Source organism: Curtobacterium sp. LFS079 (assembly GCF_047977865.1).
In the GTDB taxonomy this organism is placed as follows: Bacteria; Actinomycetota; Actinomycetes; order Actinomycetales; family Micrococcaceae; genus Arthrobacter.
This window is the reverse complement of record NZ_JBFPFO010000007.1, coordinates 91,367-114,595: the sequence shown is the minus strand read 5'-3', so window position 1 is coordinate 114,595 and position 23,229 is coordinate 91,367. Positions and strand designations below refer to the sequence as shown.

At 68.3% G+C, this 23,229-nt stretch carries 21 protein-coding genes and 1 tRNA gene; 11 read left to right on the top strand and 11 right to left on the bottom strand.

Features of this window, described 5'->3' with window-relative positions; genetic code table 11:
* Positions 1-59: 59 nt before the first annotated feature.
* The gene (locus ACNQPB_RS13335) at positions 60-914 is read right to left on the bottom strand and encodes a LysR substrate-binding domain-containing protein (RefSeq protein WP_498752548.1); all 855 of its coding nucleotides are present in this window, start codon (positions 912-914) and stop codon (positions 60-62) included.
* A gap of 174 nt (positions 915-1,088) precedes the next feature.
* Here ACNQPB_RS13335 and ACNQPB_RS13330 point away from each other — a divergent pair, with 174 nt between their 5' ends.
* On the top strand, positions 1,089-2,483 hold the full coding sequence (locus tag ACNQPB_RS13330; protein ID WP_498752424.1) for an MFS transporter: 1,395 nt from the start codon (positions 1,089-1,091) through the stop codon (positions 2,481-2,483).
* A gap of 62 nt (positions 2,484-2,545) precedes the next feature.
* Here the strand turns inward: ACNQPB_RS13330 and ACNQPB_RS13325 are convergent.
* Positions 2,546-2,619, bottom strand: a tRNA-Gly gene (locus ACNQPB_RS13325).
* Positions 2,620-2,732: 113 nt separating this feature from the next.
* A complete protein-coding gene (locus ACNQPB_RS13320; protein WP_498752422.1) occupies positions 2,733-4,229 on the bottom strand; it encodes a M15 family metallopeptidase in 1,497 nt (498 codons plus the stop codon).
* A 185-nt stretch (positions 4,230-4,414) separates the two neighbouring features.
* Between ACNQPB_RS13320 and ACNQPB_RS13315 the strand changes: the two genes are divergently transcribed.
* On the top strand, positions 4,415-4,858 hold the full coding sequence (locus tag ACNQPB_RS13315) for an SRPBCC family protein (RefSeq protein ID WP_498752420.1): 444 nt from the start codon (positions 4,415-4,417) through the stop codon (positions 4,856-4,858).
* A gap of 81 nt (positions 4,859-4,939) precedes the next feature.
* On the opposite strand, the gene ACNQPB_RS13310 is transcribed toward ACNQPB_RS13315, so the two are convergent.
* Positions 4,940-6,223 carry a CAP domain-containing protein gene (locus tag ACNQPB_RS13310; RefSeq protein ID WP_498752418.1) on the bottom strand — a complete coding sequence of 428 codons (1,284 nt, stop codon included), beginning with the start codon at positions 6,221-6,223 and terminating at the stop codon, positions 4,940-4,942.
* A 145-nt stretch (positions 6,224-6,368) separates the two neighbouring features.
* Here ACNQPB_RS13310 and ACNQPB_RS13305 point away from each other — a divergent pair, with 145 nt between their 5' ends.
* The 3 genes from ACNQPB_RS13305 (at position 6,369) to ACNQPB_RS13295 (ending at position 8,290) form a co-directional block, all read left to right on the top strand.
* Positions 6,369-6,614, top strand: coding sequence for a hypothetical protein (locus tag ACNQPB_RS13305; RefSeq protein ID WP_498752416.1), 246 nt, complete (start codon positions 6,369-6,371; stop codon positions 6,612-6,614).
* Positions 6,615-6,818: 204 nt separating this feature from the next.
* Positions 6,819-7,394, top strand: a complete 576-nt coding sequence (gene dcd, locus ACNQPB_RS13300; protein WP_498752414.1) for a dCTP deaminase — start codon at positions 6,819-6,821, stop codon at positions 7,392-7,394.
* Between the two features lie 2 nt (positions 7,395-7,396).
* The gene (locus ACNQPB_RS13295) at positions 7,397-8,290 is read left to right on the top strand and encodes a homocysteine S-methyltransferase family protein (RefSeq protein ID WP_498752412.1); all 894 of its coding nucleotides are present in this window, start codon (positions 7,397-7,399) and stop codon (positions 8,288-8,290) included.
* Between the two features lie 20 nt (positions 8,291-8,310).
* On the opposite strand, the gene ACNQPB_RS13290 is transcribed toward ACNQPB_RS13295, so the two are convergent.
* From ACNQPB_RS13290 to ACNQPB_RS13265, 6 genes are all read right to left on the bottom strand, one after another.
* Positions 8,311-9,498: a cation:proton antiporter gene (locus tag ACNQPB_RS13290; protein ID WP_498752410.1), complete on the bottom strand. Its 1,188-nt coding sequence runs from the start codon at positions 9,496-9,498 to the stop codon at positions 8,311-8,313.
* A 5-nt stretch (positions 9,499-9,503) separates the two neighbouring features.
* Positions 9,504-9,986, bottom strand: a complete 483-nt coding sequence (locus tag ACNQPB_RS13285; protein WP_498752408.1) for a cation:proton antiporter regulatory subunit — start codon at positions 9,984-9,986, stop codon at positions 9,504-9,506.
* Positions 9,987-10,168: 182 nt separating this feature from the next.
* Positions 10,169-10,948: a glucosamine-6-phosphate deaminase gene (locus tag ACNQPB_RS13280; RefSeq protein WP_498752406.1), complete on the bottom strand. Its 780-nt coding sequence runs from the start codon at positions 10,946-10,948 to the stop codon at positions 10,169-10,171.
* Between the two features lie 35 nt (positions 10,949-10,983).
* The gene (locus ACNQPB_RS13275; RefSeq protein WP_498752404.1) at positions 10,984-12,486 is read right to left on the bottom strand and encodes a glycoside hydrolase family 3 protein; all 1,503 of its coding nucleotides are present in this window, start codon (positions 12,484-12,486) and stop codon (positions 10,984-10,986) included.
* Between the two features lie 74 nt (positions 12,487-12,560).
* The gene (locus ACNQPB_RS13270; protein WP_498752402.1) at positions 12,561-13,712 is read right to left on the bottom strand and encodes an ROK family transcriptional regulator; all 1,152 of its coding nucleotides are present in this window, start codon (positions 13,710-13,712) and stop codon (positions 12,561-12,563) included.
* Positions 13,713-13,955: 243 nt separating this feature from the next.
* Positions 13,956-15,359, bottom strand: a complete 1,404-nt coding sequence (locus tag ACNQPB_RS13265; protein ID WP_498752400.1) for an MFS transporter — start codon at positions 15,357-15,359, stop codon at positions 13,956-13,958.
* A 136-nt stretch (positions 15,360-15,495) separates the two neighbouring features.
* Here ACNQPB_RS13265 and ACNQPB_RS13260 point away from each other — a divergent pair, with 136 nt between their 5' ends.
* Genes ACNQPB_RS13260 through mnhG form a run of 6 tightly spaced genes read left to right on the top strand, consistent with a single transcriptional unit; the run spans position 15,496 to position 21,966 of the window.
* Positions 15,496-18,579: a Na+/H+ antiporter subunit A gene (locus tag ACNQPB_RS13260; RefSeq protein WP_498752398.1), complete on the top strand. Its 3,084-nt coding sequence runs from the start codon at positions 15,496-15,498 to the stop codon at positions 18,577-18,579.
* On the top strand, positions 18,576-19,079 hold the full coding sequence (locus ACNQPB_RS13255) for a Na(+)/H(+) antiporter subunit C (protein ID WP_498752396.1): 504 nt from the start codon (positions 18,576-18,578) through the stop codon (positions 19,077-19,079). The genes ACNQPB_RS13260 and ACNQPB_RS13255 overlap by 4 nt, the downstream gene beginning before the upstream one ends.
* Positions 19,076-20,719 carry a Na+/H+ antiporter subunit D gene (locus tag ACNQPB_RS13250; RefSeq protein WP_498752394.1) on the top strand — a complete coding sequence of 548 codons (1,644 nt, stop codon included), beginning with the start codon at positions 19,076-19,078 and terminating at the stop codon, positions 20,717-20,719. The genes ACNQPB_RS13255 and ACNQPB_RS13250 overlap by 4 nt, the downstream gene beginning before the upstream one ends.
* Positions 20,716-21,309 carry a Na+/H+ antiporter subunit E gene (locus tag ACNQPB_RS13245; RefSeq protein WP_498752392.1) on the top strand — a complete coding sequence of 198 codons (594 nt, stop codon included), beginning with the start codon at positions 20,716-20,718 and terminating at the stop codon, positions 21,307-21,309. The genes ACNQPB_RS13250 and ACNQPB_RS13245 overlap by 4 nt, the downstream gene beginning before the upstream one ends.
* Complete coding sequence (locus ACNQPB_RS13240; RefSeq protein ID WP_498752390.1) at positions 21,306-21,584, top strand: MrpF/PhaF family protein; 279 nt, start codon at positions 21,306-21,308, stop codon at positions 21,582-21,584. The genes ACNQPB_RS13245 and ACNQPB_RS13240 overlap by 4 nt, the downstream gene beginning before the upstream one ends.
* Positions 21,574-21,966, top strand: coding sequence for a monovalent cation/H(+) antiporter subunit G (gene mnhG / locus ACNQPB_RS13235; protein WP_498752388.1), 393 nt, complete (start codon positions 21,574-21,576; stop codon positions 21,964-21,966). The genes ACNQPB_RS13240 and mnhG overlap by 11 nt, the downstream gene beginning before the upstream one ends.
* A 10-nt stretch (positions 21,967-21,976) precedes the next feature.
* Here mnhG and ACNQPB_RS13230 read toward each other — a convergent pair whose 3' ends face one another.
* Positions 21,977-23,077 (bottom strand): LacI family DNA-binding transcriptional regulator, encoded by a 1,101-nt coding sequence (locus ACNQPB_RS13230; protein WP_498752386.1) that lies wholly within the window; start codon positions 23,075-23,077, stop codon positions 21,977-21,979.
* Between the last annotated feature and the right edge of the window lie 152 nt (positions 23,078-23,229).

The following is a 23,229-nucleotide window of genomic DNA, read 5'->3' as shown; positions in this document are numbered from 1 at the left end:
CCTTGTCCTGGCGGCGTTGGAGGATTCCCTGCATCGGTGAACGAATGCCATCCGGAACCCTACGCCTGCTTCCGCAGCGTCCTGCCGATGATTGCCTGGGTCAGCGCGTCGATCGCCTCGGCGTTGGCAAGCGGATTGCGGATCAGCGTGAAGTCCACGTCGCCCACGGGCGGCAGGTCGAAACGGTGGGTGATGACCTTGAGGTCCTCCGGAACCAGCGACGACGGCATGACCGCGACGCCGATACCCGCCCGTACCGCCGCGAGGACTCCCGCGATCTGCCTGGTGGAGCACGTCACCCGCCAGGTGCGACCGCGCGCCTCCAAGGCATCGATGGCGAGCTTCCGGCTGACGCTCGGAGCGGGGTAGCAGATGAGGGGGACCGGGCTGCCGGGATCGAGCGCGGTCTGCTCCAGGCCCACCCAGTCGAAGCTGTCTTTCCGGACTACCGTGCCATCCTTGGCCTCGCCCACCCACTTCACGAACACGAGGTCCAGCTGGCCCGCATTGAGCCGTCGGTACAGCTGGTCACTCTGGCTGACCGTGAGCTCCAGGTTCACCTGCGGATACAGCTGCCGGAACTCGCGCAGGATCCGCGGCAGGCCGGTGATGGCGAGATCGTCCGCGGTGCCGAAGCGCAGCCGGCCGCGCATCGCCGAACCGGAAAAGTAGCGGGCCGCGTCATCGTGCGCCGCGAGGATGCTGCGGGCGAAGCCGGCCATAGCGTCCCCGTTGTCTGTCAGGCGGACGTCCCGGGTGTCGCGCGCCACGAGCGAACGCTTGGCCGCGGCTTCGAGTTTGCGCACGTGCTGGCTGATGGTCGGCTGGGCGAGGCCGAGGCGTTCGGCGGCCTTGGTGAAGCTCAGGGTCTCCGCGACGGCCAGGAACGAGCGGAGCTGCACGGGGTCGAACAGTATTGCACCGGACACGGGTCTCCTCAAGGAGCTTGCTATTGCGGAATGCAATAGGAGTTATAAGGCCAATACGCTTCCATGATTACCGGGGCCAACCTTAGCGTTAAAGGCATTCCAGTGAAACCACCTGAACCGAATCCTGCCTGAACCTAACGCTTGAATGAGGACACTCCCTTGGCACCCCCTCCACCCTCCGAGGCAACCGTCAGCCACTCCGCCATCGAATCCGTGAGCTCCGCGGCCCGCGACGCCGGCCGCGACCCGGACACCGTCACCCAGCCGATCGCCGTCGTGAGCGAACGCCTGCCCTGGCGGCACACCTTCATCTCCCTCCGGATCCAAAACTTCAGGGTCTTCGCAATCGGCCACTTCGTGGCCGTCGTCGCGCTGTGGATGCAGCGCATCGCCCAGGACTGGATGGTGCTGCAGCTCTCCGGTTCCGTCACCGCCGTCGGCATCACCGTCGCCCTGCAGTTCATGCCCTCCCTGGTGCTCGGCCCATGGGGCGGAATGATCGCCGACCGCTTCGCCAAACGCCGCATCCTCATGCTCTGCCAGAGCGTGGCCGCAGCCCTTGCCGCGACCCTCGCGGTCCTGTCCCTCAGCGGCGCCGTGCAGGTGTGGCAGGTCTACGTCATCGCGTTCGTCCTCGGGCTGGTCACCGTGCTCGACCAGCCCGCCCGCCAGGTCTTCGTCAACGAACTCGTCGGACCCACGTACCTGCGCAACGCGATCAGCGTCAACTCCACCACTTTCCAACTGGGCGGGCTGATCGGTCCGGCACTGGCGGGTGCGCTGCTGAACGCCGTCGGGCCCGGCTGGGCCTTTGCCGGCAACGCCCTGGCCTGCTGCTCCACCATCACCACCCTGCTGCTGCTCCGCAAGGACGAGCTGCACCTCAGCAAGCCGGCGCCCAGGCGCAAAGGCATGCTCGCCGAAGGCCTGCGCTACGCGCTCCGCAAGCCCACCATCTACTGGCCGTGGCTCATGGCCGGTTTCGTGGCGGTGTTCGGGATGAGCCTGCCGGTGCTGCTGGCCGCCTTTGCAGCCCATGTGTACGACGCCGGTGCCGGAGGCTACGGCCTGCTGAACGCGCTGGTTGCGCTCGGGGCACTGGCCGGGGCCGTCGCTTCCGCCCGGCGCCGGCAGTTGCGCCTGCGCTCCGTCGTACTGGGCGCGGGAATGTACGGGCTGATGCTGTGCCTGGGTGCGCTGGCGCCGTCGATGGCGTGGTTCGGCGCGGCGATGGTCCTTTCGGGCTTCTGGTGCCTGATGTTCCTCACGGCCGCCAACCAGATGGTGCAGACCAGCGCCAACATGGCCATCCGGGGCCGGGTCATGAGCCTGTACCTCGTGGTGTTGATCGGCGGGCAGGCGATCGGCGGGCCCATGATGGGTTGGCTGGCCGAGCACCTGAACCCGCACCTGGCGATCCTGGTGGCCGGTGGCGTGCCGGCGCTCGCGGCGGGGACGGTCGCCGTCGTGCTGGCCCGGAAGTCGGCATTGCAGCTCAGGGTGGACTTGAAGAACCGGCGCAGGATGGTACGGATCGTGCCGCGGGCGGCGTAGGAGCCTGCAAGGAAAAGCAGAAGCAGAAACACCCCGGCCCACAAGGACCGGGGTGTTTCACGTGGAGCGGGCGACGGGAATCGAACCCGCGTATCGAGCTTGGGAAGCTAGCGCTCTACCATTGAGCTACGCCCGCATTGCCCGGCGTTTCGGCCGGAGCAGATCCCAGCTTAGCGCAGATCACAGGCGTTCCCCGCCAAGGCTCACCGGAGGCCATGCACGTGGCAACCGACGCCGTCGGGTCAGGGACTATTTGAAGATCGACAACGGACTCCAGCCGTTGCCGACAACCCTGACTGGAGCCCAGCTGCCGCTGCGGAATCCGTAGTAGTGGAGCGTTCCGTCCGCGTTGCGGGCGGTAAGGCCGCGGGTTCCGATGCCCGCGAAACCGAAGTCGGGCGCAAGCGCGTCCATGTTGCCCCAGCCCCAGCCGATCGGGGTGGCTGCCGCAACGCCTCCGGCTCCGTTGCCCTTGTAGAACAGCAGCGTCCCGCCCGGAGCCTGGGACAGGATGTCGTTGTTGCCGTCGTTGTTCCAGTCGGCCAGGGTGATGGTGCGCCCCGACCATCCCTGGCCGGCAACGGTGGAGGTGCCCAGCGCCGCGCCGCTCGTGTTGGGGTAGTAGCGCAGCACGCCGTCGGGCTTGTAGCCGAGGACTCCGGGATACTTCTGGCTTCGTGCTGTCTTTCCCACAGTGATGGTCATGTCGCCCCATCCCCAGCCCACAGTCCTCTGCGCGTCGAAACCGCCGCCGGGCCGGCCGCGGTAGAAGCCGAGCACCCCGTTCTTCCACTGCGCAAGGAGGTCGTAGACGCCGTCGGAGTTCCAGTCCACCACGAAGCCCTGCTTCAGTCCGGACCAGCCGCTGCCGATCACGGTTGCCGGAAGATACTTCCCGCCGCCCCCGGCATAGCGCAGCAGCTGGCCGGCCGGGCTCACCGCCAGGAGGTCCGAACCGCTCTTGATGCTGGCCCCGGCCGCAGGGTTGCCGGCGAAGTAATGCTCAAGGGTGGGATAGCTGCGGGCGCGCATGTCGGCGGCGATGGTGGGCCCCACGTAGCGCAGGTGCCAGGGCTCGTAGCTGTATCCGGTGGTGCCCGAATAGCCGTTGGGGTAGCGGACGATGTAGCCGAAGCGGTAGGCGTTCGCCGCCACCCAGCGTCCGGCGGGGGTATCCCCGAAGCAGGTGGACAGGCCGCAGGAGCCGCCCGCGTTGCCGATGTCCGCCGCCAGACCGGTCTGGTGTTCGCTGTAGCCGGGCTTGGCGGAGATGGTGTCCGCATAAGCCTGGCCGTAGGTCCGGACGTAGTAGTCGTACAGGCCGGCCTGGGTGTCGTACGAGCGGTAGCCGCTCACCACCGCCAGGCCGTACCCGGCACTTGACGCCGCATTGAAGAGCGAATTCAAGGCACCCGCCGCTGCCGCCCGGAGGTAGTAGCCGCTGCCCCGGGCATTGACGAGGTCTCCGGGAACGTACCGCAGCGGGTTGAGCGGATGGGACTTGTTGACCAGCACCGCAATACTGCCGGCGCTGAACACCGGCGCCAGGTGGGGCAGTGGATTGACCGTCACCGGTGCGGCGCCCGCCGTCCGGACGGCGGGTACGACGGCGGTGCTGCCCGCCGCGGGGGCCGTCGCCGGGGTGCCCAGCAGCAGAGCCGCACACAGCGAAACGGCAAGCGGCAGACGGGCCCTGGAACGGCGTCGTCGTACCGGAAACGGGCCCGTGTTGAGTGCGACAGGCATGAACAGTCCCTTCTGTTTGCGGCGCAGGAACTGTACCGCAATACAACGCCCGATGTAATAAAGATTCGGTTAAGGCTCGCGGCAACGGTGTCCCGGCGCTCCGGCCCCTGCCTATCCTGAAACGGATAGCTGTGCGTCATGGGGAACCGGGCTACATCATTTTGTCGCACATAGAAGGGGATCCCATGGCATTCGCAGCGCACGAAGTACTGATCGGCCGCGACGCCATGAGTGTCTATCTTTTCCTCGTCGACGGGCTGAACAACCCCCTGTGGCGCAGCGGCATCCGCAGCATCTCCCTCCGTTCCGGCAAAGCCGGCGAGAAGGGCGCCGTGTACCAGCAGACGTTGCTCGGGCCGGGCGGCCGGCCGCTCGCGGCGGACTTCCAGATCACCGAGGCACGGCCCGGCGCGGAGGTGCGCTTCGCGGTTGTTGCCGGCCCCGCCAGGCCGCTGGGCGGCTACTACCTGAGCACCGAAGGCCGCGGCACCCGGCTGCGCTTCGCGCTGGAGTTCCACCCGAAGGGCCTGCACAAATTCCTGGGCGGCATGATCCAGAAGACCATGGAGGCCGAGGTGCTGCAGCTGGAGAAGCTGAAAAGCGTCCTCGAACAGGAGAACGCGGCCTGACCCTGCCGGCGCGGGTGCCCTGCCGCGGCTTGACCCTGCCGGCGCGGGTGCCCTGCCGCGGCTTGACCCTGCCGGCGCGGGTTACTGTGCCAGTTTGAGGCCGCCCCAGCCACTGACGACCGCGGCGGAGGTGCTGAACTGCCCGGTATCCAGCGCCCAGTATTCGATAGTTCCGTCCGCAGTGAGCCCTGCGATGCCCGTGGAATTCAAGCCGGTGACATCCCGCAGGGAACGCAGCCCGCTGTAGTCTGTCCAGCCGGTGCCTATGACGGTGCGGTTTTGGGCCTTTGGCGCCGGTCTGCCGCTTCCTCGGTAGAGGCTAAGGTACCCGTTGCCTTCCACGGCCAGCAGGTCCTGCAGGCCGTCGGCGTCGTAGTCGACCATGGCCAGGCGCTGGCCCGGAACGGTCACACCCAGGCTGCTCGCGGCGCCCACGGTGCCCAGTCCCAGGTTCCGGTACAGGAACAGCTGGCCGTTGGAGTTGGTGGCCAGGATCTGAGGCATTCTGTTGTTGCCGCACCACGTGCCCACCGCAAGGGTCAGGGATTGCCACGCGCTGCTGCCGAGCTGGACGGTGTCACCGAATCCACCCTCCAGCACGCCCGGGTAGAGCAGGAGCCTGCCGTCGAGCTGCTGCGACAGCACATCGAAGACCCCGTCCCGGTCCCAGTCCGTCACGAAGAGCTCCTTGGCGCCGGTGAAGCCCGTCCCCACCGTCCGCGCCGCGCCGAAGCGTCCGTTGCCGAGCGCCGGATAGTCCAGCAGCGTCCCGTAAGGATCGACGGCCACAAGGTCGCCCGGCCCGCGGATCGCGGCGCTGGCCAGGTTCAGGGTTGGCGGCTGGTGCTTGGCGAGGGGATCGCACACGCTGGGAGGCGGCGGCGTGATGGGGCCGCCCGGGCTCGTTACCGTTCCGGAAGGCAGGGTGCTGTACCCGAACAGGTTCACCACGCCCCACATCGTGTAGCGGTTGGGGGTGGTTACCGGGTTTCCGTCCGTGAAGGTGATTCCGACGCCGATCACGTTGAAGCGCGGGTCCCGCAGCAGGGCGTCATGGGCGGGCGAACTCTTCCACCAGTCCACCAGCTTCGCCGCGTCCCGGTCCCAGCGCACCGCGATCACCTCACCGGCGGCCAGGTCCGGGTTCAGGGCGCGGGGATCCGTCCAGAAGTTCGCACGGTGCTCGATCACCTCGCGCGTGGCGATATTGTCCGACCAGTCCTGGGACAGTGACGCCACCGTAGGGTGGTACTTGACCGGGGGCAGCTTGAGGGATGTCCGGTAGCTGTTGATGGCGTTGAAGACCGCCAGGACGGCCGCGGAGTTGTCGTCCTTCACCAGTGCCCGGGGGGCGGGCTGCGTCACCGCGGACGTGCGGGCAGTGCTGAACGATTCGCTCGTACTGAGTGCCCGGACGGCGCTGAAGGACTCCGTGGGCCCTTCATAGGAAGCAGTCTTGGCGTTCGTTGACGTGGCGCCGGGGAGCGGGTCGGGCCCCCACAGTGGCGGGATGTTGGGGACCTCCGGCGGCGTGCCTGCCGGGGGCGTGGGAGCGGGCAGCTGCGGAGCCAGCGACGGCGTGGCCGTGGCGGACGGCGATGGAGTGGTTGAAGCAGTCGGGGTTGCCTGCGGTGTTGTTGTCGCGGGAGCCGCCGCCGGCGACGCTGAATCCGACGGTGTCACGGCCGAAGCAGCCCCCTCGGAGGGGGCCGGGGAGGACGTCGCGGTTGCCGCCGTCGTCGGGCTGCCGGTCTGAAGTCCGGCCGGAGACGAGCCTCCCAACACGGTGATGGCGACCAGGCAGGCAAGAAGGGCGGCCCCAGCTGCCGCAATTCGTTTCACTATTCACCAGCTCGCGTCGTGCCACCCAGCAGGCAGCGGCGGAATATGGTCCTCGGACTATAGTCGCAGACTTGTGCGGACGCCATGCCTGCGCGGAACCTACTGTATTTTTGATGCTGTGCTGATCTCTGACCGTGACATTCGTGCCGAAATCGATTCCCGACGCATCGTCCTGGAGCCGTACGACCCCGCCATGGTCCAGCCGTCATCCGTGGACGTGCGGATCGACCGCTTTTTCCGGCTGTTCGACAACCACAAGTACGCCCACATCGACCCCTCCGAAGAGCAGCCCGAGCTGACCCGGCTGGTGGAGGTCGAAGGTGACGAGCCGTTCATCCTGCACCCCGGCGAATTCGTGCTCGGCTCCACCTTCGAGGCCGTGAGCCTGCCGGACGACATCGCCGCCCGGCTCGAAGGCAAGTCCTCCCTGGGCCGCCTGGGCCTGCTGACCCACTCCACGGCCGGCTTCATCGACCCGGGATTCTCCGGCCACGTGACCCTTGAGCTGTCCAATGTCGCCACCCTGCCCATCAAGCTCTGGCCCGGCATGAAGATCGGCCAGCTATGCTTCTTCCGCCTCAGCTCCGCGGCCGAGCACCCGTACGGCTCCGGCCAGTACGGCAACCGCTACCAGGGCCAGCGCGGACCGACCGCCAGCCGCAGCTTCTTGAACTTCCACCGGACGGACATCTGAGCTTGGGTTTCCTGACCATCCTCGACGGCGGCATGGGCCGCGAGCTGGCACGCCGCGGTGCACCCTTCCGACAGCCCGAATGGTCCGCGCTCGCGCTCATGGAGGCTCCGGAGCAGGTGCAGGCCGTGCATGAGGACTTCATTGCCGGCGGCGCCCGGGTCATCGCCAGCAACAGCTACGCCCTGGTGCCGTTCCACATCGGCGAGGAACGTTTCGCCGCGGACGCCCGCACCCTGGCCTCCCGTGCCGGACGCCTGGCCCGTGCCGCAGCCGACTCCGCCGCGCACAGCGTCCGCGTGGCCGGTTCCCTGCCGCCGCTGTTCGGCTCCTACCGCCCGGATCTGTTCGACGCCGGACGCGCGGCCGAGGTGCTGGCGCCCCTGGTGACCGGGCTCGCTCCTCACGTGGACCTGTGGCTTGCCGAGACCCAGAGCTCCATCGCAGAGGCGCGCGCCATCCGCGCCGGCCTGCCCGACGACGGCAAGCCCTTCTGGCTCTCCCTCACCCTGCGGGACGAAGACGTTGAGGGCTCCGCCCTGCTGCGCTCCGGCGAGACGGTCGAGGAAGCCGCGGAGGCCGCCGTCGGGATGGGCGCCGAAGCGCTGCTGTTCAACTGCAGCCGCCCCGAAGTGATGGGCGCGGCACTGGCCGCCGCCCGTTCGACCGCGGACCGGCTGGGTGCGGAGCTGGAACTGGGCGTCTACGCCAACGCCTTCCCGCCACAGCCCGAGGACGCCACCGCCAACGACGGCCTGGATGAACTGCGCGAAGACCTCGATCCCGCAGGCTACCTTGAATGGGCCGCCGCCTGGCGCGAGCAGGGCGCCAGCATCATCGGCGGCTGCTGCGGGATCGGCCCGGAACACATTTCCGTCCTCGCCCGCCGGCTGGGCTGAGCCGCCTGTAGGCCCGCGGCTTAGCGTGCCCCTGCCAAGGCCGGGCGCCGCGGTTTCCGGAGCGCCTTCACCACGGGTTCCACGAAGCGGGCCGCCAGTGGTCCGATGATCGCCATCAGCAGTACGTAGGCGGTGGCGAGGGCGGCCAGCTCACGCGGCACGGCGCCCGAGGTCACGGCCAGCCCCGCAATGACGATCGAGAACTCGCCGCGTGCAATCAGCGCCGCCCCGGCACGGAAACGGCCGGGCATTGCGATCCCGGCCTGTTTCGCCGCCCAGATGCCGGTGAGCATCTTGGTGACCGCGGTGATGAATGCCAGCAGCAGGGCGAAGAGCAGCACCGGCGGAATGGTGGTCGGATCCGTGTTGAGGCCGAATGCCACGAAGAAAATCGCGGCGAACAGGTCCCGCAGCGGTTCCAGGATCCGGGTGGCGTTGTGGGCCGTGGCGCCCGAAATCGCGATGCCCAGCATGAACGCGCCGACGGCGGCGGAGACCTGCAGGGCCGAGGCGAGGCCTGCCACCAGCAGGGCCAGCCCGAGCACGTTGAGCAGGAAGACCTCGGAGTTCTCGCTGTGTACAGCTTGCGAAACCCGGTGCCCGTGCTTGAGCGCCACGAGCAGCACCATCGTCACCACCGCCAGGGCGATGCCCACGGTCTGCAGCCCGCCAAGGAAGCCGACGCCGGCCAGGATGGCGGTGAGGATCGGCAGGTAGATGGCCATGGTGAGGTCTTCGAAAACCAGGATGGCCAGCACCACGGGGGTCTCGCGGTTACCGATCCGGCCGAGGTCCGTGATGACCTTCGCGGCGATTCCCGAGGAGGAAATGTAGGTGACGCCGCCCATCACGATCGCCCCCACCACGCCCCAGCCCAGCAGCAGCGCCACACCGGCGCCGGGCGCGAAGTTCAGCACGAGGTCCATGACGCCGGCCTGCCAGGAACGCCGCAGCCCGGTCACCAGTTCCGCGGCCGTGTACTCCAGTCCGAGCATGAGCAGCAGCAGGATGACGCCGATCTCGCCGGACAGATGCGCGAACTCATGCATGCCGTCCAGCTTGACAATCCCGCCGGCTCCGAAGCCCAGCCCGCCTATGAGGTACAGGGGAATGGGCGACATTCCGATGCGGCCGGCAAGGCGGGCCAGCAGGCCGAGGCAGAAAACAACTGCGCCAAGTTCAATCAGGGTCAGGGCCAACGGGTCCATGACCGTCAGCCGTTGCGAAGAATGGCAGCCGCAGAGTCCAGGCCTTCCTGCGTACCGACAGCAACCAGAAGATCACCCGTATGGAGCACGACGTCGGGCGCGGGCGAAGGAACGACCTCGCCTTCGCGCATGATCGCCACGATCGACACACCACTGCGGGTGCGGATCTGTGCCTTGCCCATGGGCTGGTTCTGGAACGGAGAGTCGGCAGTGATGGAGAACTGGCGCGTGACGATGCCGGGAATTTCCTTGTGGGCTTCGGCGAGGCGCATGGCGATGTGCTGGCCGCCCAGGAGATTGCCCAAGGCGGCTGCTTCGTCCGCGGTCAACGGGATGGAGGCCTGGCAGGTGTCGGGGTCGTCCCAGGTCGAAACGAAAAGCTCCGTTTCGCCTTCACGCAGTTCCACGACGCCGATCCGACGCCCGGAAGCCGTGACGAAATCCTTGCGGACACCCAGGCCGGGAAGTTCAGTCTCATCCACGTTCATGGCTCCACCCTAGTCCTCTTGGGTGGGCTGCGGAACGGCGCCGTGCGGGCACTCGGGACCCTCCTCGAAATTGGAGCTAAGTGTCGTCCCGAGGGCCCCGAGGCGAGCTTGCGAGCCTTGGGAAGGGACTCACACGGCGTCCCGAGGGCCCCGAGGCGAGCTTGCGAGCCTTGGGAAGGGACCTACACGGGCAGGCCGCGGGCGGCGTCGTCGTAATACTCGCGGTTCTGCAGGGAAGCAGCTGCCGCCTCGTCCAGCACGACGATCGCATTGGGGTGCCACTGCAGGATCGACGCCGGGCAGGATGCCGAGAGCGGACCCTCGACGGCGGCCGCCACCGCATTCGCCTTCGCCTCGCCGGTGGCGATCAGCACCAGTCGGCGCGCGTCCATCACGGTGCCCAGGCCCTGGGTGATGCAGTGCGTGGGGACCTCGGCTTCGGTGGCGAAGAAGCGGGCGTTGTCGCGGCGGGTGCGGGAGGCCAGGCGCTTCACCCGGGTGCGCGAGGAAAGCGAGGATGCGGGCTCGTTGAAGCCCACATGGCCGTTGGCGCCGATGCCCAGGATCTGCACGTCGACGCCCCCGGCCGCGGCGATCGCGGCATCGTAGGCGGCGGCCCCGGCCTCGAGCTCCGCCAGCGTGGCCCCGGTACCGTCCGGCACGTTGAGGCCGTCCAGCGGCAGGCCGATCACTTCGCAGACCTCGCGGACCAGCACCTGGCGGTAGGACTCTGGGTGCGTGGCGGGCAGGCCCACATACTCGTCCAAGGCGAAGCCCTTGGCCGCGGAAAAGTCCGCCCGGCCGTCTGCCACCGCGGCGGCGAGCTCGGCGTACAGGCCCAGCGGCGAGGAACCCGTGGCGAGCCCCAGGACAGGAGCCTTTCCGGCGGGCAGCCCGGCGAGGACGGCCTGGGCCGCAACGGCCGCAGCGGATTCGGGCGTGGGGGCAACAATGATTTCCATTGAGTGGTTCCTTGGTTCGGTGTGTAGGGAGTCAGTTATCCGAGCAGCAGGCCGCAGAGCGCCTGGGACACCCCGAGCGACGCGCCGTAGGTGACGATGTCCGCGCCGCCGCGCGGCCAGCCGCACTCGACGGCGATCACCGCGTGGCCTTCCGCGCGCAGGCGGGAGAAGACGGTCCAAAGGGGGTGGTCGGCGTCGAGCCCGCGCCCGACGACGGCGACCTTCGCGCCGTCCGGAACCTCGCGTTCGCCGACGACGGCGTCCGTCGCCGCGGCGGGACCCCACGGCACCTGCCCGACGGCGAAGTTCGCCCCGGTGTCCACCTGCACGATCGCCACGGCTTCTTCGCGGGCGAGCCAGTTTTCGGCGGCGGCGGAAACCTCGAAGGCCTCGCGGATGCGGCTCGCGTCGAGCGCTGCGGCGGCTGTGTCCAAAGCCGGGCGGCCCGGCTTGCTGGAGATCCCGCGGGGCGTGGCCTGGTGGATTTCGGCCGCGCCCGCGGCCGGGAAGCGTGCCGACAGCTTGGCGACGCGGCCTGCCGCATCGGCCAGGCGTTCGGGGTCCAGACGGCCTTCGGCTACCGCGGTGGTGATGGCGGCGAGGGTCTGTTCGTAGAGTTCCGGGCCGGTGTCCGAGCCCAGACAGAGCAGGTCGGCCCCGGCCAGCAGGGCCCGCACGGCGGCTTCCGGAACCCCGGTCTCCGCGGAGGCGCCGGCCATGTCGAGCGCGTCGGTGACGATGACGCCGTCGAAGCCGAGTTCCTCGCGCAGCAGCCCTTGCAGGATGCGGGAGGAGAAGGTTGCCGGGTTCACCGGATCCAGGGCGTTGACCAGGATGTGGCTGGTCATCACCGTGGCGCCCCGGGCCTCGACGAGAGCGCGGAACGGCACCAGTTCACGGGCTTCCAGGACGTCCGCGGACGCTGACACCCGCGGAAGTTCGTGGTGGGAATCGCTGGTGGTGCTGCCGTGGCCGGGGAAGTGCTTGGCGCAGGACGCCACTCCGGAGTCCTCCAGCCCGCGGATCCAGGCCGCCGTGTGCCGTGCGACCAGGTCCGGCTCGGCACCGAAGCTGCGGACGCCGATCACCGGGTTGTCCGCCTCCGAGTTCACGTCCGCGTCCGGGGCCAGGTTCAGGTTGATGCCCAGGCTGGCGAGTTCCTGGCCGATGGTGGCAGCGCTGGTGGCGGTCAACGTGACGTCGTCCAGGCGGCCGAGCACGGCGTTTCCGGGCTGCGGTGAGCCGGTGAGGTAGTGCAGCCGGGTGACGTCCCCGCCTTCCTCGTCGACGGCGATCAGGGTGTTGGGGGAGTGGGCGCGCAGGCCGGCGCACAGGTCGCGCAGCTGCACGGGGGACGCCACGTTGGTGCCGTAGAGGCACACGGCCGCCAGTCCGGCGTCGTACGCGTCCAGGATCCAGACGGGCACGGCGATCCCGGAGAAGCCGGGCATGAGGGTGCCTGCGGCGAGCCGGCGGATGTGTTCGGTGTCTGTGTGTTGTTCCGGTGCGGCGAGGGTGGCGGATTTCAAGGTGCCCATGGCTTGGCCCTTTCGGACGGCTGTGTGCGGGACGGTTTGGTGCGGGCCGGGGCCCGTCGGTGCGGGGGCGGGGTTCACGCCACTCCCAATTGGTTCCACAGGACCATGACCGCAGCACCCCGCAGGACGATGTCCTGCGGGTCTTCGGCCAGCCGGACGGTGACCGGCTGGGGGTCCTGGTGCAGCAGCCGGGCAAGCAGGGTCCGCTGCACGGCGTCGAGCAGCGGACCTCCCAGCAGGTGGCGGGGCCCGCTGAGGACCACTTCCGCCAGATCGAGGACGCCCACCACGGGGGCGAGGGCGATGGCGAGCCGTTCGCCCGCTTCCTGGTAGACGACGGCGGTGGCGGCCTCCGGATCTTCGCCCGCCGCGGCTTCGGCCAGGGCGTGCTCCAGGCTGGGGACCGACATCCAGGTTTCGAGGCAGCCGGTACGGCCGCAGACGCAGAGCGTGCCGGCGTCGGTACCGACCGTGACGTGGCCGATTTCGCCGGCCGCCGAGTGGGCGCCGCGGGCGCGACGGCCGCCGACGATGACGCCGGAGCCGACGCCGCGGCCGATTTTCACGAGGATTTCGTCATCGCAGCCGCCGCCGAAGGTGTGGTCTGCGTGGACCGCGGCGTCGGCGTCGTTGGAGACCAGGGTGGGCAGGCCGGTGTGCTGTTCCAGCAGGTCCCGGAGCGGAATGTCGGTCCAGCCGAGGTTGGGGGCGGTGAGGACCACGCCGTCGCCGCTGACGATGCCGGGGGTCCCGACGCCGATGCCCAGCAGCGGCGCGGTGGCACGGCCCGCCGTTTCGGCGACGAGTTCGAGTACCTGTTCGACGACGGCCTGCCCGGTGGCTGTGCCGACCGGCCGTTCCAGCCGCTCCAGGATGTTGCCGTCGAGGTCCAGGACCGCGGCCCGGAGGTCGGATTCGCTGGAAAGGTCCACGCCGATGACCTGGAGGCCCTGGCGGTTGATGTCGACGAGGATGGCGGGCTTGCCGGGGCGGATTTCGACGGACTGGCCGAGCTCGACCACGTGGCCGCGGTCCATGAGGTCCGAGACCAGGTCGGAGACCGTTACGCGGGTGAGGCCCAGGGTGCGGGAGAGATCGGCGCGGCTCATGGCGCCGCTGGCGTGGAGGGTGCGGCGGACCAGGGAGAGGTTGTTCGCGCGGCCGTCCGAGGGAAGGGTGGCGGCGCCTGTCCGTTTGCTGTGACCCCGGTCTCGTACGCTTGGCATGGAAGTTAGTTAACTCTACTAACAATCAAAGGTCAAGGGGTTGCGAAAGGATCGGGGCAATGAATCTGCGTCGAGGCTTCAACGGCTGGCGCGAGACCGTGCTCTCGGGTTCCACCCCCGGAAATGTGGGAAACCCGCTCAAATTTGAGCGGGTATTCAACATTTCGGGGTGTGGGACCGGGGGGCTCAGGGCGGCGTTATTGGCCGGGGCCCTTACCGCTCCGGCCCCTACCGCTTGCCCCCTTACCGCTCCGGAACGACGGCGATGGCCGTTTCGGCGGGCGCCTTCACCGGCAGGATCACGAGCAGGCCCGCCAACAGCACCACCATGATGCCCAGGATGCCCCAGCGCTGTGCTTCGCCCGCGGCCACCAGGGGAGTGGCGATGGTGATGCAGAGCGTGAAGAGGGTGGGCGCGAGGAAGCTGACGGCGCGCCCGGTGGTGGCATAGAGGCCGAAGAGTTCCCCGGATTCGCCGTCCGGGGCCAGCCGGGCCAGGTACGCACGGGATGACGCCTGGGCCGGGCCCACGAACAGGCACAGCAACAGGCCGAACACCCAGAAGGTGCTGCCGCCGGTCCAAGCGGCGCCGAAGACGGTGTAGCTGCCGTTGCCGAGGGCCAGGATCGCGGTGCCGGCAACCAGGAGCCCGATCAGCGCAATGACGATGACGGATTTTGGTCCGATCCGGTCATCCAGCAGGCCGCCGATGATCGCGCCCACAGCGGCCACGATGTTGCCGAAGATCGCGAAGAAGATGACTTCCTTGAGTTCGAAGCCGAAGGTGCCGGCCGCGATGACGCCGCCGAAGGTGAAGACGGCCGCCAGCCCGTCGCGGAAAATGGCGCTGGCCAGCAGGAAGTAGATGGTGTGCGGGCTGGTCTTGAAGATGGCGCCGATCCTGCGGAACAACAGCCGGTAGGAGGCCAGGAAGCCAAGGCGCTCCCGGGCCCGGCGCGCAGGCAGTTCGGGGACGGCGAACAGCACGGGCAACGCAAAGATGAAGAACCACAGCGCCGAGAACACGGCCACCAGCCGGATGTTCAGCCCGTCCGCGGTCCGCGCCCCGAACCAGTCGAAGGACGGCTGGACGAACAGCTGCAGCACGGCCAGCAGGGCCACGATCCCACCCAGGTACCCCATGCCCCAGCCGAAGCCGCTCACCTTGCCGATGTTGGCCGGCGTCGAGATCTGCGCGAGCATCGCGTTGTAGTTGACCCCGGCGAATTCGAAGAACACGTTCCCGAGCGCGATCAAGGTGACGCCCAGCAGCAGGAACTCCGGGCGCGGGAACACGAAGAAACACAGCCCCGTCAGCACCGCGACAAGTGCGGTGTTGACGCCCAGCCACAGCTTGCGCCGCCCGCCGGCGTCGGACCGCTGGCCGGTCACCGGAGCAAGCAGCGCGATCGCCGCGCCCGCGATGGCCAGCGCCGCGCCCAGGGCAGCCGACGCCGCGTCCCCGCCGCCGAAGGCGCTGGAGGTGAGGTAGACCGTGAAGACGAAGGTGGTCATGACGGCGTTGAAGGCCGCCGAACCCCAGTCCCAGGAGGCCCAGGCGAGGATCCGGCCCTTGGTGGAAGCCGTGGTGCCGGCGGCCAGTTCTGAAGCCGGACGGGAGGAGTCGGGAACCGCTGCGGTGTCCATGTTTTGAATGCTATCGGCAGGTGCCGACGGAAACTTGGTTGTCACACCCGATTGATAAACTGTTCGGAGCGAACCCAACGCACAACCGCCGGCTCCAACTCTTTGACAACCTTCATCCTGATTTGCGGAGACAACAGTGATCACAGTCCTTGCCGTGACCTTTGCAGCGGCTGCTGTGGCGCCCTGGATCTTCCGGAAAATCGGGCGGAGTGCCTTCTATGTCCTGGCGGCCGTACCCGGGGCGTCCCTGGTGTGGCTGATCGCGCAATACGGGCAGGTCTACCCGGAGGGGAAGCGCACGGGTGGCTTCATCGAGGAAAGCTTTTCCTGGATTCCCGAGCTCAAGTTGGAATTCGCCTTCCGGATGGACGTGCTGTCCTGGGTGATGTCCCTCCTTGTCCTCGGCGTCGGCACCCTGGTGCTGGTCTACTGTGCCAGGTACTTCAAGGACAAGGACAGCTACCTCGGGGGTTTCGGCGCCCAGCTCCTGGCCTTCGCCGGTGCCATGTTCGGCCTGGTCACGGCGGACGACCTCCTGATGATGTTCATCTTCTGGGAACTCACCACGGTCCTGTCCTACCTGCTGATCGGCTACGCCCGCACCCGGCTCTCCGCGCGCCGCTCGGCCCTGCAGGCCCTTGTTGTCACCACGGCGGGCGGCCTGGCGATGCTCATCGGCCTCATCATCCTCGGCCAGTCCGCGGGGACCTACCGCATGTCCGGGATCCTGGCCGGGGCGGATGAACTTTTTGCCGGGCCCGCCCAGGGCGCGGTGAGTGCCGCCGTCGTACTCATCCTGGCCGGCGCCGTCACGAAGTCCGCGCTGCTGCCCTTCCACTTCTGGCTTCCCGGCGCCATGGCCGCCCCCACCCCCGTAAGCGCCTACCTGCACGCCGCCGCCATGGTGAAGGCCGGCATCTACATCGTGGCCCGCCTGGCGCCCGGTTTCAGCGAAAACCCGGCCTGGCTGCCGCTGGTGCTCGGCCTGGGCCTGGGCACCATGCTGCTGGGCGGTTACCGTGCGCTGCGGCAGACCGACATCAAGCTCATCCTCGCCTACGGCACGGTCAGCCAGCTCGGCTTCCTCACCATGGTGGTGGGCCTGGGCCGTCCCGACGCCGCACTGGCGGGCCTCGCCCTGCTGCTCGCCCACGGCCTGTTCAAGGCGGCCCTCTTCCTGGTGGTGGGCATCATCGACCACCAGTCCGGGACCCGCGACATCCGCCAGCTCTCCGGGGTCTACAAATCATCCCGGGCCCTCGCTGTGGTTGCCGGACTGGCGGCGGCGTCCATGGCGGGCGTGCCGCCGCTGGCCGGATTCGTGGCGAAGGAATCCGTGTTCGAAGCCTTCGTGCATTACAGCGACGATCCCGCGTCCGGGAGCTGGGGCCTGGTGCTGCTGATCGGCCTGGTGCTGGGTTCCGTGCTGACCTTCGCGTACAGCGCCCGTTTCATGTGGGGCGCCTTCGCCAGCAAGCCCGGCGTGGAACGGACCCCGTTCAAGGCGATCCGGTTGTCCTTCCTGGCCGCGCCGGCGGTGCTGAGCCTGCTCGGCGTCGCCTACGGCCTGTGGCCGCTCCCGGTGGACACCTGGATTCAGCCGTACGCCGCGCTCTTCAGCGCCGGGAACGCCGCAGCGCACGACGCCGGTGCCCAGGCTGCCGAAGCAGGGCACCTCGCGCTGTGGCACGGACTCACGCCCGCGCTGGGCCTGACCGCCGTCACCTTCGCGGCGGGCCTCGCCATGTTCTACTGGCGCAACGCCGTCTCCCGTGCCCAGGGCCGGGTCCCGGACTGGGTCGACGGCGACCGCGCCTACCAGCGCACCATCGGCGCCCTGGACGACATGGCGGTGTGGGTCACCGGCCGCACCCAGCGCGGTTCCCTGTACTTCTACCTGGCCGTGATCCTCACCGTTGCCTTCGCGGTGCCGCTGAGCGTGCTCCTGGTGTCCAACAAGCCGCTGCCGGGCGGGCTCTACCTCGTGGACCCGAATTCGCCGCTGCAACTGGTCGCGGCCGCTGGCATCATCGCCGGGGCCCTGGCCGCGGTGCGCGCCAACAAGCGCTTCCTCGCGGTCCTCATGGTCTCGGTGACCGGCTACGGCATCGCCCTGATGTTCGCCCTGCAGGGCGCCCCGGACCTGGCCCTGACCCAGATGCTGGTGGAAACCATCATCCTGGTGGCCTTCGTCCTGGCGATGCGCAGCCTGCCCGCCGAACTGCGGGACCGCACCGGCGGGAAGCTCCGGGTGGTCCGGATCATCATCGGCGCCGCGTTCGGGGTGACCATGATCTTCGTGGCCATCTACGCGATGGGCGCCCGGGTCGCGGCGCCCGTGTCCCTGGCTTTCCCGCAGCTGGCCTACGAAGGCGGCGGCGGGCTCAACGTGGTCAATGTGACCCTCGTGGACATCCGGGCCTGGGACACCTTCGGGGAAATCTCGGTGCTTGCCGTGGCCGCCACCGGCGTGGCCAGCCTGATCTTCATCCGCAGCCGCGGCGAGCGGATCAACCGGGCAGCCACCATGCCGGAAGGCACCGTGGGGCGCCGCACCGCCGTCGGGAAAGACTCCCAAGAGCACGCCTCGCTGCACGTGGCACGCAGGTTCGCCGGCAAGGCAGGGGACCCCTGGCTGGTGGCCGGGCGCACCCTGGCCCCCGAACGACGCTCCATCATCTTCGAAGTGGTCGCCCGGCTGATCTTCCACTCGATGATCATCTTCTCCGTGTACCTGCTGCTCGCCGGGCACAACCTTCCGGGCGGCGGCTTCGCCGGAGGCCTGGTGGCCGGGCTCGCCCTGACCGTGCGCTACCTCGCCGGCGGCCGCTTCGAACTGCGCGAGGCCGCCCCGATCAGCGCCGGCATGCTGCTCGGCACGGGTCTCGCCCTGGCGGCGCTCACCGGCCTGGTCCCGCTGTTCCTGGGCGGCGAGGTGTTCCAAAGCGCCATCATCCAGTTCTGGCTGCCGGTCTTCGGGGACATCAAGTTCGTCACCTCCACGCTTTTCGACATCGGCGTGTACCTCGTGGTGATCGGCCTGGCCCTGGACGTGCTGCGCAGCCTGGGCGCCGAGATCGACGAACACTTCGAGGAAACGGCCCGCCCGGATGGCGACGCACGGGAACCGGACGGCGCCGCGTCGGAAGAAGCAGCACTGAACGGGGCGGCCCTGGACGAGACCCCACTGACCACGGGAAGCGAAAGGGGTAACGCATGAGCGTCAATCTGACCCTTTTGCTGGTCATGGGGGTGCTCTACGCCTGCGGGATCTACCTGATCCTGGAACGCAGCCTCACCCGGGTGCTGCTCGGGCTGGTCCTCCTGGCCAACGCCACCAACCTGCTGATCCTCGCCACCGGCGGCTACGCGGGCCTGGCGCCGCTCTTCAGTAAGGGGACCGGCTCCGGGGACTACAACGACCCCCTGCCGCAGGCGCTGATCCTGACGTCGATCGTGATCTCCTTCGCCGTCACCGCCTTCATGCTCGGCATCATCTACCGCACCTGGGCCCTCGCCCGCCAGGACGACATCCAGGACGACGCCGAAGACCGCCGCGTGGCCAAGACCCCGAGCTTCGACGCGGAGGACGACGCCGAAGTGCCGCAGGAAACCTCGGAGTTCCCGCTCGCGGCGATCGCCGCCGGGCACACGCCCGGGGACCCGGAGGCCACCGGAGAACCGCCACTGAACGACGACGAAGGAGGAGGACCGCGATGAACGCAGCAAGCCTGGCGCCGCTCGCCGTCGTCCTTCCCATCCTCGGTGCCGCCCTCACCTTCGCGCTCAACCGGAATCCGGTGGCCCAGCGGATGGTGAGCATCGGCCTGCTGGCCTTGACCCTGCTGCTGGAATGCTGGCTCCTGGCGTCCGTCTGGACCACGGGGACCTCCTCCGTGACCCTGGGCGGCTGGCTTCCGCCCTTCGGCGTGGTGATGGTGGTGGACCAGTTCTCCTCGCTGATGCTGGTGGTGTCCTCCGTGATCAGCCTCGCTGTGCTCGTCTACGCCACCGGGCAGGGCATGGCCGACGGCGACCAGGAAGCCCCGGTCTCGATCTTCCACCCCACCTACCTGATCCTGGTGGCCGGGGTCTCCAACGCCTTCCTCACCGGCGACCTGTTCAACCTCTACGTGGGCTTCGAGATCCTGCTGACGGCAAGCTACGTGCTGATGACGCTCGGTGGAACCGGGCCGCGCATCCGGGCCGGCGTCACCTACGTAGTGGTGTCCGTGGTGTCCTCGGTGCTGTTCCTGATCGCGATCGCCATGATCTACGGCGCCACCGGAACCATCACCATGGCCGACCTCGCCGTGAAGCTGGCCGAGCTGGATCCCTCCACGCGGAACCTGCTGCACGTGATGCTGCTGGTGGCCTTCGGCATCAAGGCCGCCGTGTTCCCGCTGTCCTTCTGGCTGCCGGACTCCTACCCCACTGCGCCGGCACCCGTCACGGCCGTGTTCGCCGGCCTGCTCACCAAGGTGGGCGTGTACGCCATGGTGCGCACGGAGACCCTGCTGTTCCCGGGCGACACCCTTAACACCCCGCTCATGGTGGCGGCCCTGCTGACCATGGTGGTGGGCATCCTGGGTGCCTTGGCCCAGAGCGACATCAAACGTCTGCTCTCCTTCACCCTCGTCAGCCATATCGGCTACATGGTGTTCGGCCTTGCTATGTCCTCTGTGACCGGGCTGGCCGCCGCCGTGTTCTACGTGGCCCACCACATCACGGTGCAAACCAGCCTCTTCCTGGTCACGGGCCTGATCGAACGCCGCGGCGGCAGCTCCTCCATGGACCGGCTGGGCGGCCTGGCCAAGCTGTCCCCGATGCTGGCCTTGCTCTTCTTCGTACCCGCGATGAATCTGGCCGGCATCCCGCCGTTCTCCGGCTTCCTCGGCAAGCTCGGGCTGATGCAGGCCGGCATGGAACTGGGCACGCCGCTGGCCATCACCTTGGTGGCGGGCGGTGCGCTGACCAGCCTGCTTACCCTGCTGGCGATCGCCCGCGTCTGGAACCGCGCCTTCTGGCGCAAACCGGACGACGCCGAATACCCGGATCCCGTGCTCAAGGACACCGCCGCGGTGGGCCTGCTTCCCCGGACGATGGTGGGTTCGACGGCGGCCCTGGTGGTGTTCGGCGTAGCCCTCACCGTATTCGCCGGGCCGCTCTTCCAACTCGCCGGGAACTCGGCGGAGCAGATGCTGGACCGTACCGCCTACATCCACTCGGTGCTGGGCCCGGACGCCAGGGTGCCGGGCAAGGCCGCCCCGGGGGGCAGCTCGCCGGGCGATAGTTTGACCGGCGGCAGCTCGCCAGGCGGCGCTGACTCCGGCCCGAGCCTGCAGGGAGGCGCGAAATGAGCCGCAAACGGATCTCGCTGCGCAGTTCAAATTCGCTGCGCACCGAGCTGCCTCTGCTGGTCTGGCTTGTGGTCGTGTGGGGTGCACTGTGGCGGGACTTCAGCCCCGGCAACCTGCTGTTCGGCGCCCTGATCGCGCTGGTGGTGGCCAGAATTTTCTACCTGCCCCCTGTGGAGCTGAGCGGCCGCTTCAACGTGCTCCGCGCCGTCCCTTTCGCACTGGTGTTCCTCGCCAAAGTGGTGGCAGCGAGCTGCCAGGTGATCTACCTGGCGGTGGTCAAAGGCCCCAGGGTCGTCAACGCCGTCGTCGGGGTCCCGCTGAGGAGCCACTCGGACCTCATGGTCACGGCCACCGGGCACGTGCTGTCCCTGATCCCCGGCTCGCTGGTGGTGGAGGTGGACCGCTCAACGTCCACGCTCTACGTCCACGGGCTGGACATCCGGGACGAGGCGGACGCCGCCAAACTCCGCAAGGAAGTGCAGGACACGGAGGCCGGGCTGATCCGGATCATGGGCAGCAAGGCCGAGCTGGCGGCGCTGGAAGCCGAAAATCCCGCAGGAACCGGGCGCAGGAAGGGAGCAACGCCGTGAAGGACCTTGTGCTGATAGTGACGGCGGTGGTCCTCACTGTGGCGGCGGCGGGCGCGATCGTGCGGATCGCCGTCGGGCCGTCCCTGCTGGACCGGGTGCTGGCCTCGGACGTGCTGCTGGGGATCGTGGGCGCCGCGCTCGCCATCGACATGGCCGTCAACAAGCACCTGAACAACCTGTTCCTGCTGGTGGCGCTGACGTTGATCGGCTTCATTGGTTCGGTGACGGTGGCACGGTTCGTGTCCGACCGGAGGGGGCAGGCCAATGACTCCTGACGCAAGCGGCGTGGACGCCGTGATCGATGCGGTGACTGCCGTGTTCCTGGTGCTCGGGGCGCTGATGTCGCTGACCGCGACCATCGGCCTGCTGCGCTTCCCGGACCTGATGAGCCGCATGCACGCGGCCACCAAGCCCCAGGTGTTGGGCTTGTTCCTGCTGCTCGCGGCGATCGGCCTGCAGATGCGACAGTGGTGGGTGTGGCCGGTGCTGGTGGTTGCCTGGATTTTCCAGCTGCTCACCGTCCCCGTCTCAGCGCACATGGTGGGCCGTGCCGGTTACCGGACCAAGCACCTGCACCCGGAGCTGCTCAGCGTGGACGAACTCGAAGCCGTGGTGCGGAAGGCCGCGGAAGAAGGCGGCGGGCCCGGAACCCGCTGACCCCCGGAGCCTAGGATGTGCAGCCGCAGCTTTCCCGAAGGAGCACCTGGACGGGAAGGACCCGGTGTTCGCATGCCGGCGGGGTCTCAGCCATCTGTTCGTTCAGGAGCTGGACGGCGATCCGACCGAGCAAATCCATGGGCTGGCGGACGGTGGTGAGCCCTGGGCTTACGAACCGGCCGGCATCGATCCCGTCGAAGCCGGTCACCGCGATGTCGTCGGGGACCCTGATCCCGGCGGCTGCGAGCGCTTCAAGGACGCCGAGTGCGGTCTGGTCGTTTGCGCAGACGATCGCCTCGGGTAGCTCCGCGAGACGTGCTTTGTCGGCGAGCAGCGCTGCGAAAGCTTCGCGTGCATCTGCTCGTCCGCGGGTTTCGTCGAGGACGAGGCCCTCGGGTCGGTCCAGCCCGGCTGTGTCGAGGGCGGCAAGGAATCCGCTGTGGCGCGCCGTACGGTCGGCGTCGTCGATGGGTCCGGCGAACCAGAAAGTCTTGCGCCCATGGTCGTGGATCAGGTGCTCGACGAGCCGGCGCATTCCAGCCTCGTTGTTGACTGTCACCGACGACATGGCGGCGGGGTCTTCCGGTCTCTGGGCAACCAGGACGATGGGCTTGGTCCGGGCGAGGTGCGCGAGTGTGGACTCGGACATGATGTGGGGGAGCACAACGAGTCCGTCCACTCGGCGCGCGATCTCGTCCAGGGCCACGCCGCCAGATCCTGCCTTTTGCCAGCCGAGGGCGAGCGGGAGCCCGCGCAGGGTGCATTCAAGCTCGACTCCGCGGAGCACTTCGTCCGCGAAGAGCGGGTAGAGACGGGGACTTGAGGACGATTCACGGACCAGGGTGACATCCTCGGGGTCGAACTGCTGTGGCATCGCAAGTTCGTCGGGCTCGTGTCCGCTGAACGAATACATGCCCACCACGCCGCTGTGGCGCTCAGCCAAGCCCCGGGCGAGTCCGCTCGGGATATAGCCGAGTGTTTCGACGGCCTTGCGGATTGACTCCTGGGTGGCCGGCCTGACTTTGTCGGGGGAGCGGAAGAACCTGGAGACGGAGGCCGTGGAAACACCTGCGGCCGCTGCGACGTCGTAGACGGTCGGTGTACTGGGCACTGCTTACCCCTTCCCCGGGAAGTTGTTCCACCACGAGTCATGTCGCGTTACGCGAAATCCAAGATAGACACACTGTACGCGCTGACATCCTTGCCATCAAAGGGAAGTGACTCTTGCCACATGCAAATGTATGCGCGTACACTCAAAGTCAC

What these genes read in the sequence shown, in the direction of transcription:
- ACNQPB_RS13245 (WP_498752392.1), top strand. Translation starts at nt 20,716, where the DNA reads ATGAGCCGCAAACGGATCTCGCTGCGCAGTTCAAATTCGCTGCGCACC.
- ACNQPB_RS13275 (WP_498752404.1), bottom strand. Translation starts at nt 12,486, where the DNA reads ATGGGCACCTTGAAATCCGCCACCCTCGCCGCACCGGAACAACACACA.
- ACNQPB_RS13265 (WP_498752400.1), bottom strand. Translation starts at nt 15,359, where the DNA reads ATGGACACCGCAGCGGTTCCCGACTCCTCCCGTCCGGCTTCAGAACTG.
- ACNQPB_RS13255 (WP_498752396.1), top strand. Translation starts at nt 18,576, where the DNA reads ATGAGCGTCAATCTGACCCTTTTGCTGGTCATGGGGGTGCTCTACGCC.
- ACNQPB_RS13315 (WP_498752420.1), top strand. Translation starts at nt 4,415, where the DNA reads ATGGCATTCGCAGCGCACGAAGTACTGATCGGCCGCGACGCCATGAGT.
- ACNQPB_RS13320 (WP_498752422.1), bottom strand. Translation starts at nt 4,229, where the DNA reads ATGCCTGTCGCACTCAACACGGGCCCGTTTCCGGTACGACGACGCCGT.
- ACNQPB_RS13250 (WP_498752394.1), top strand. Translation starts at nt 19,076, where the DNA reads ATGAACGCAGCAAGCCTGGCGCCGCTCGCCGTCGTCCTTCCCATCCTC.
- mnhG (WP_498752388.1), top strand. Translation starts at nt 21,574, where the DNA reads ATGACTCCTGACGCAAGCGGCGTGGACGCCGTGATCGATGCGGTGACT.
- ACNQPB_RS13280 (WP_498752406.1), bottom strand. Translation starts at nt 10,948, where the DNA reads ATGGAAATCATTGTTGCCCCCACGCCCGAATCCGCTGCGGCCGTTGCG.
- ACNQPB_RS13285 (WP_498752408.1), bottom strand. Translation starts at nt 9,986, where the DNA reads ATGAACGTGGATGAGACTGAACTTCCCGGCCTGGGTGTCCGCAAGGAT.
- ACNQPB_RS13290 (WP_498752410.1), bottom strand. Translation starts at nt 9,498, where the DNA reads ATGGACCCGTTGGCCCTGACCCTGATTGAACTTGGCGCAGTTGTTTTC.
- ACNQPB_RS13305 (WP_498752416.1), top strand. Translation starts at nt 6,369, where the DNA reads ATGTTGGGGACCTCCGGCGGCGTGCCTGCCGGGGGCGTGGGAGCGGGC.
- ACNQPB_RS13270 (WP_498752402.1), bottom strand. Translation starts at nt 13,712, where the DNA reads ATGCCAAGCGTACGAGACCGGGGTCACAGCAAACGGACAGGCGCCGCC.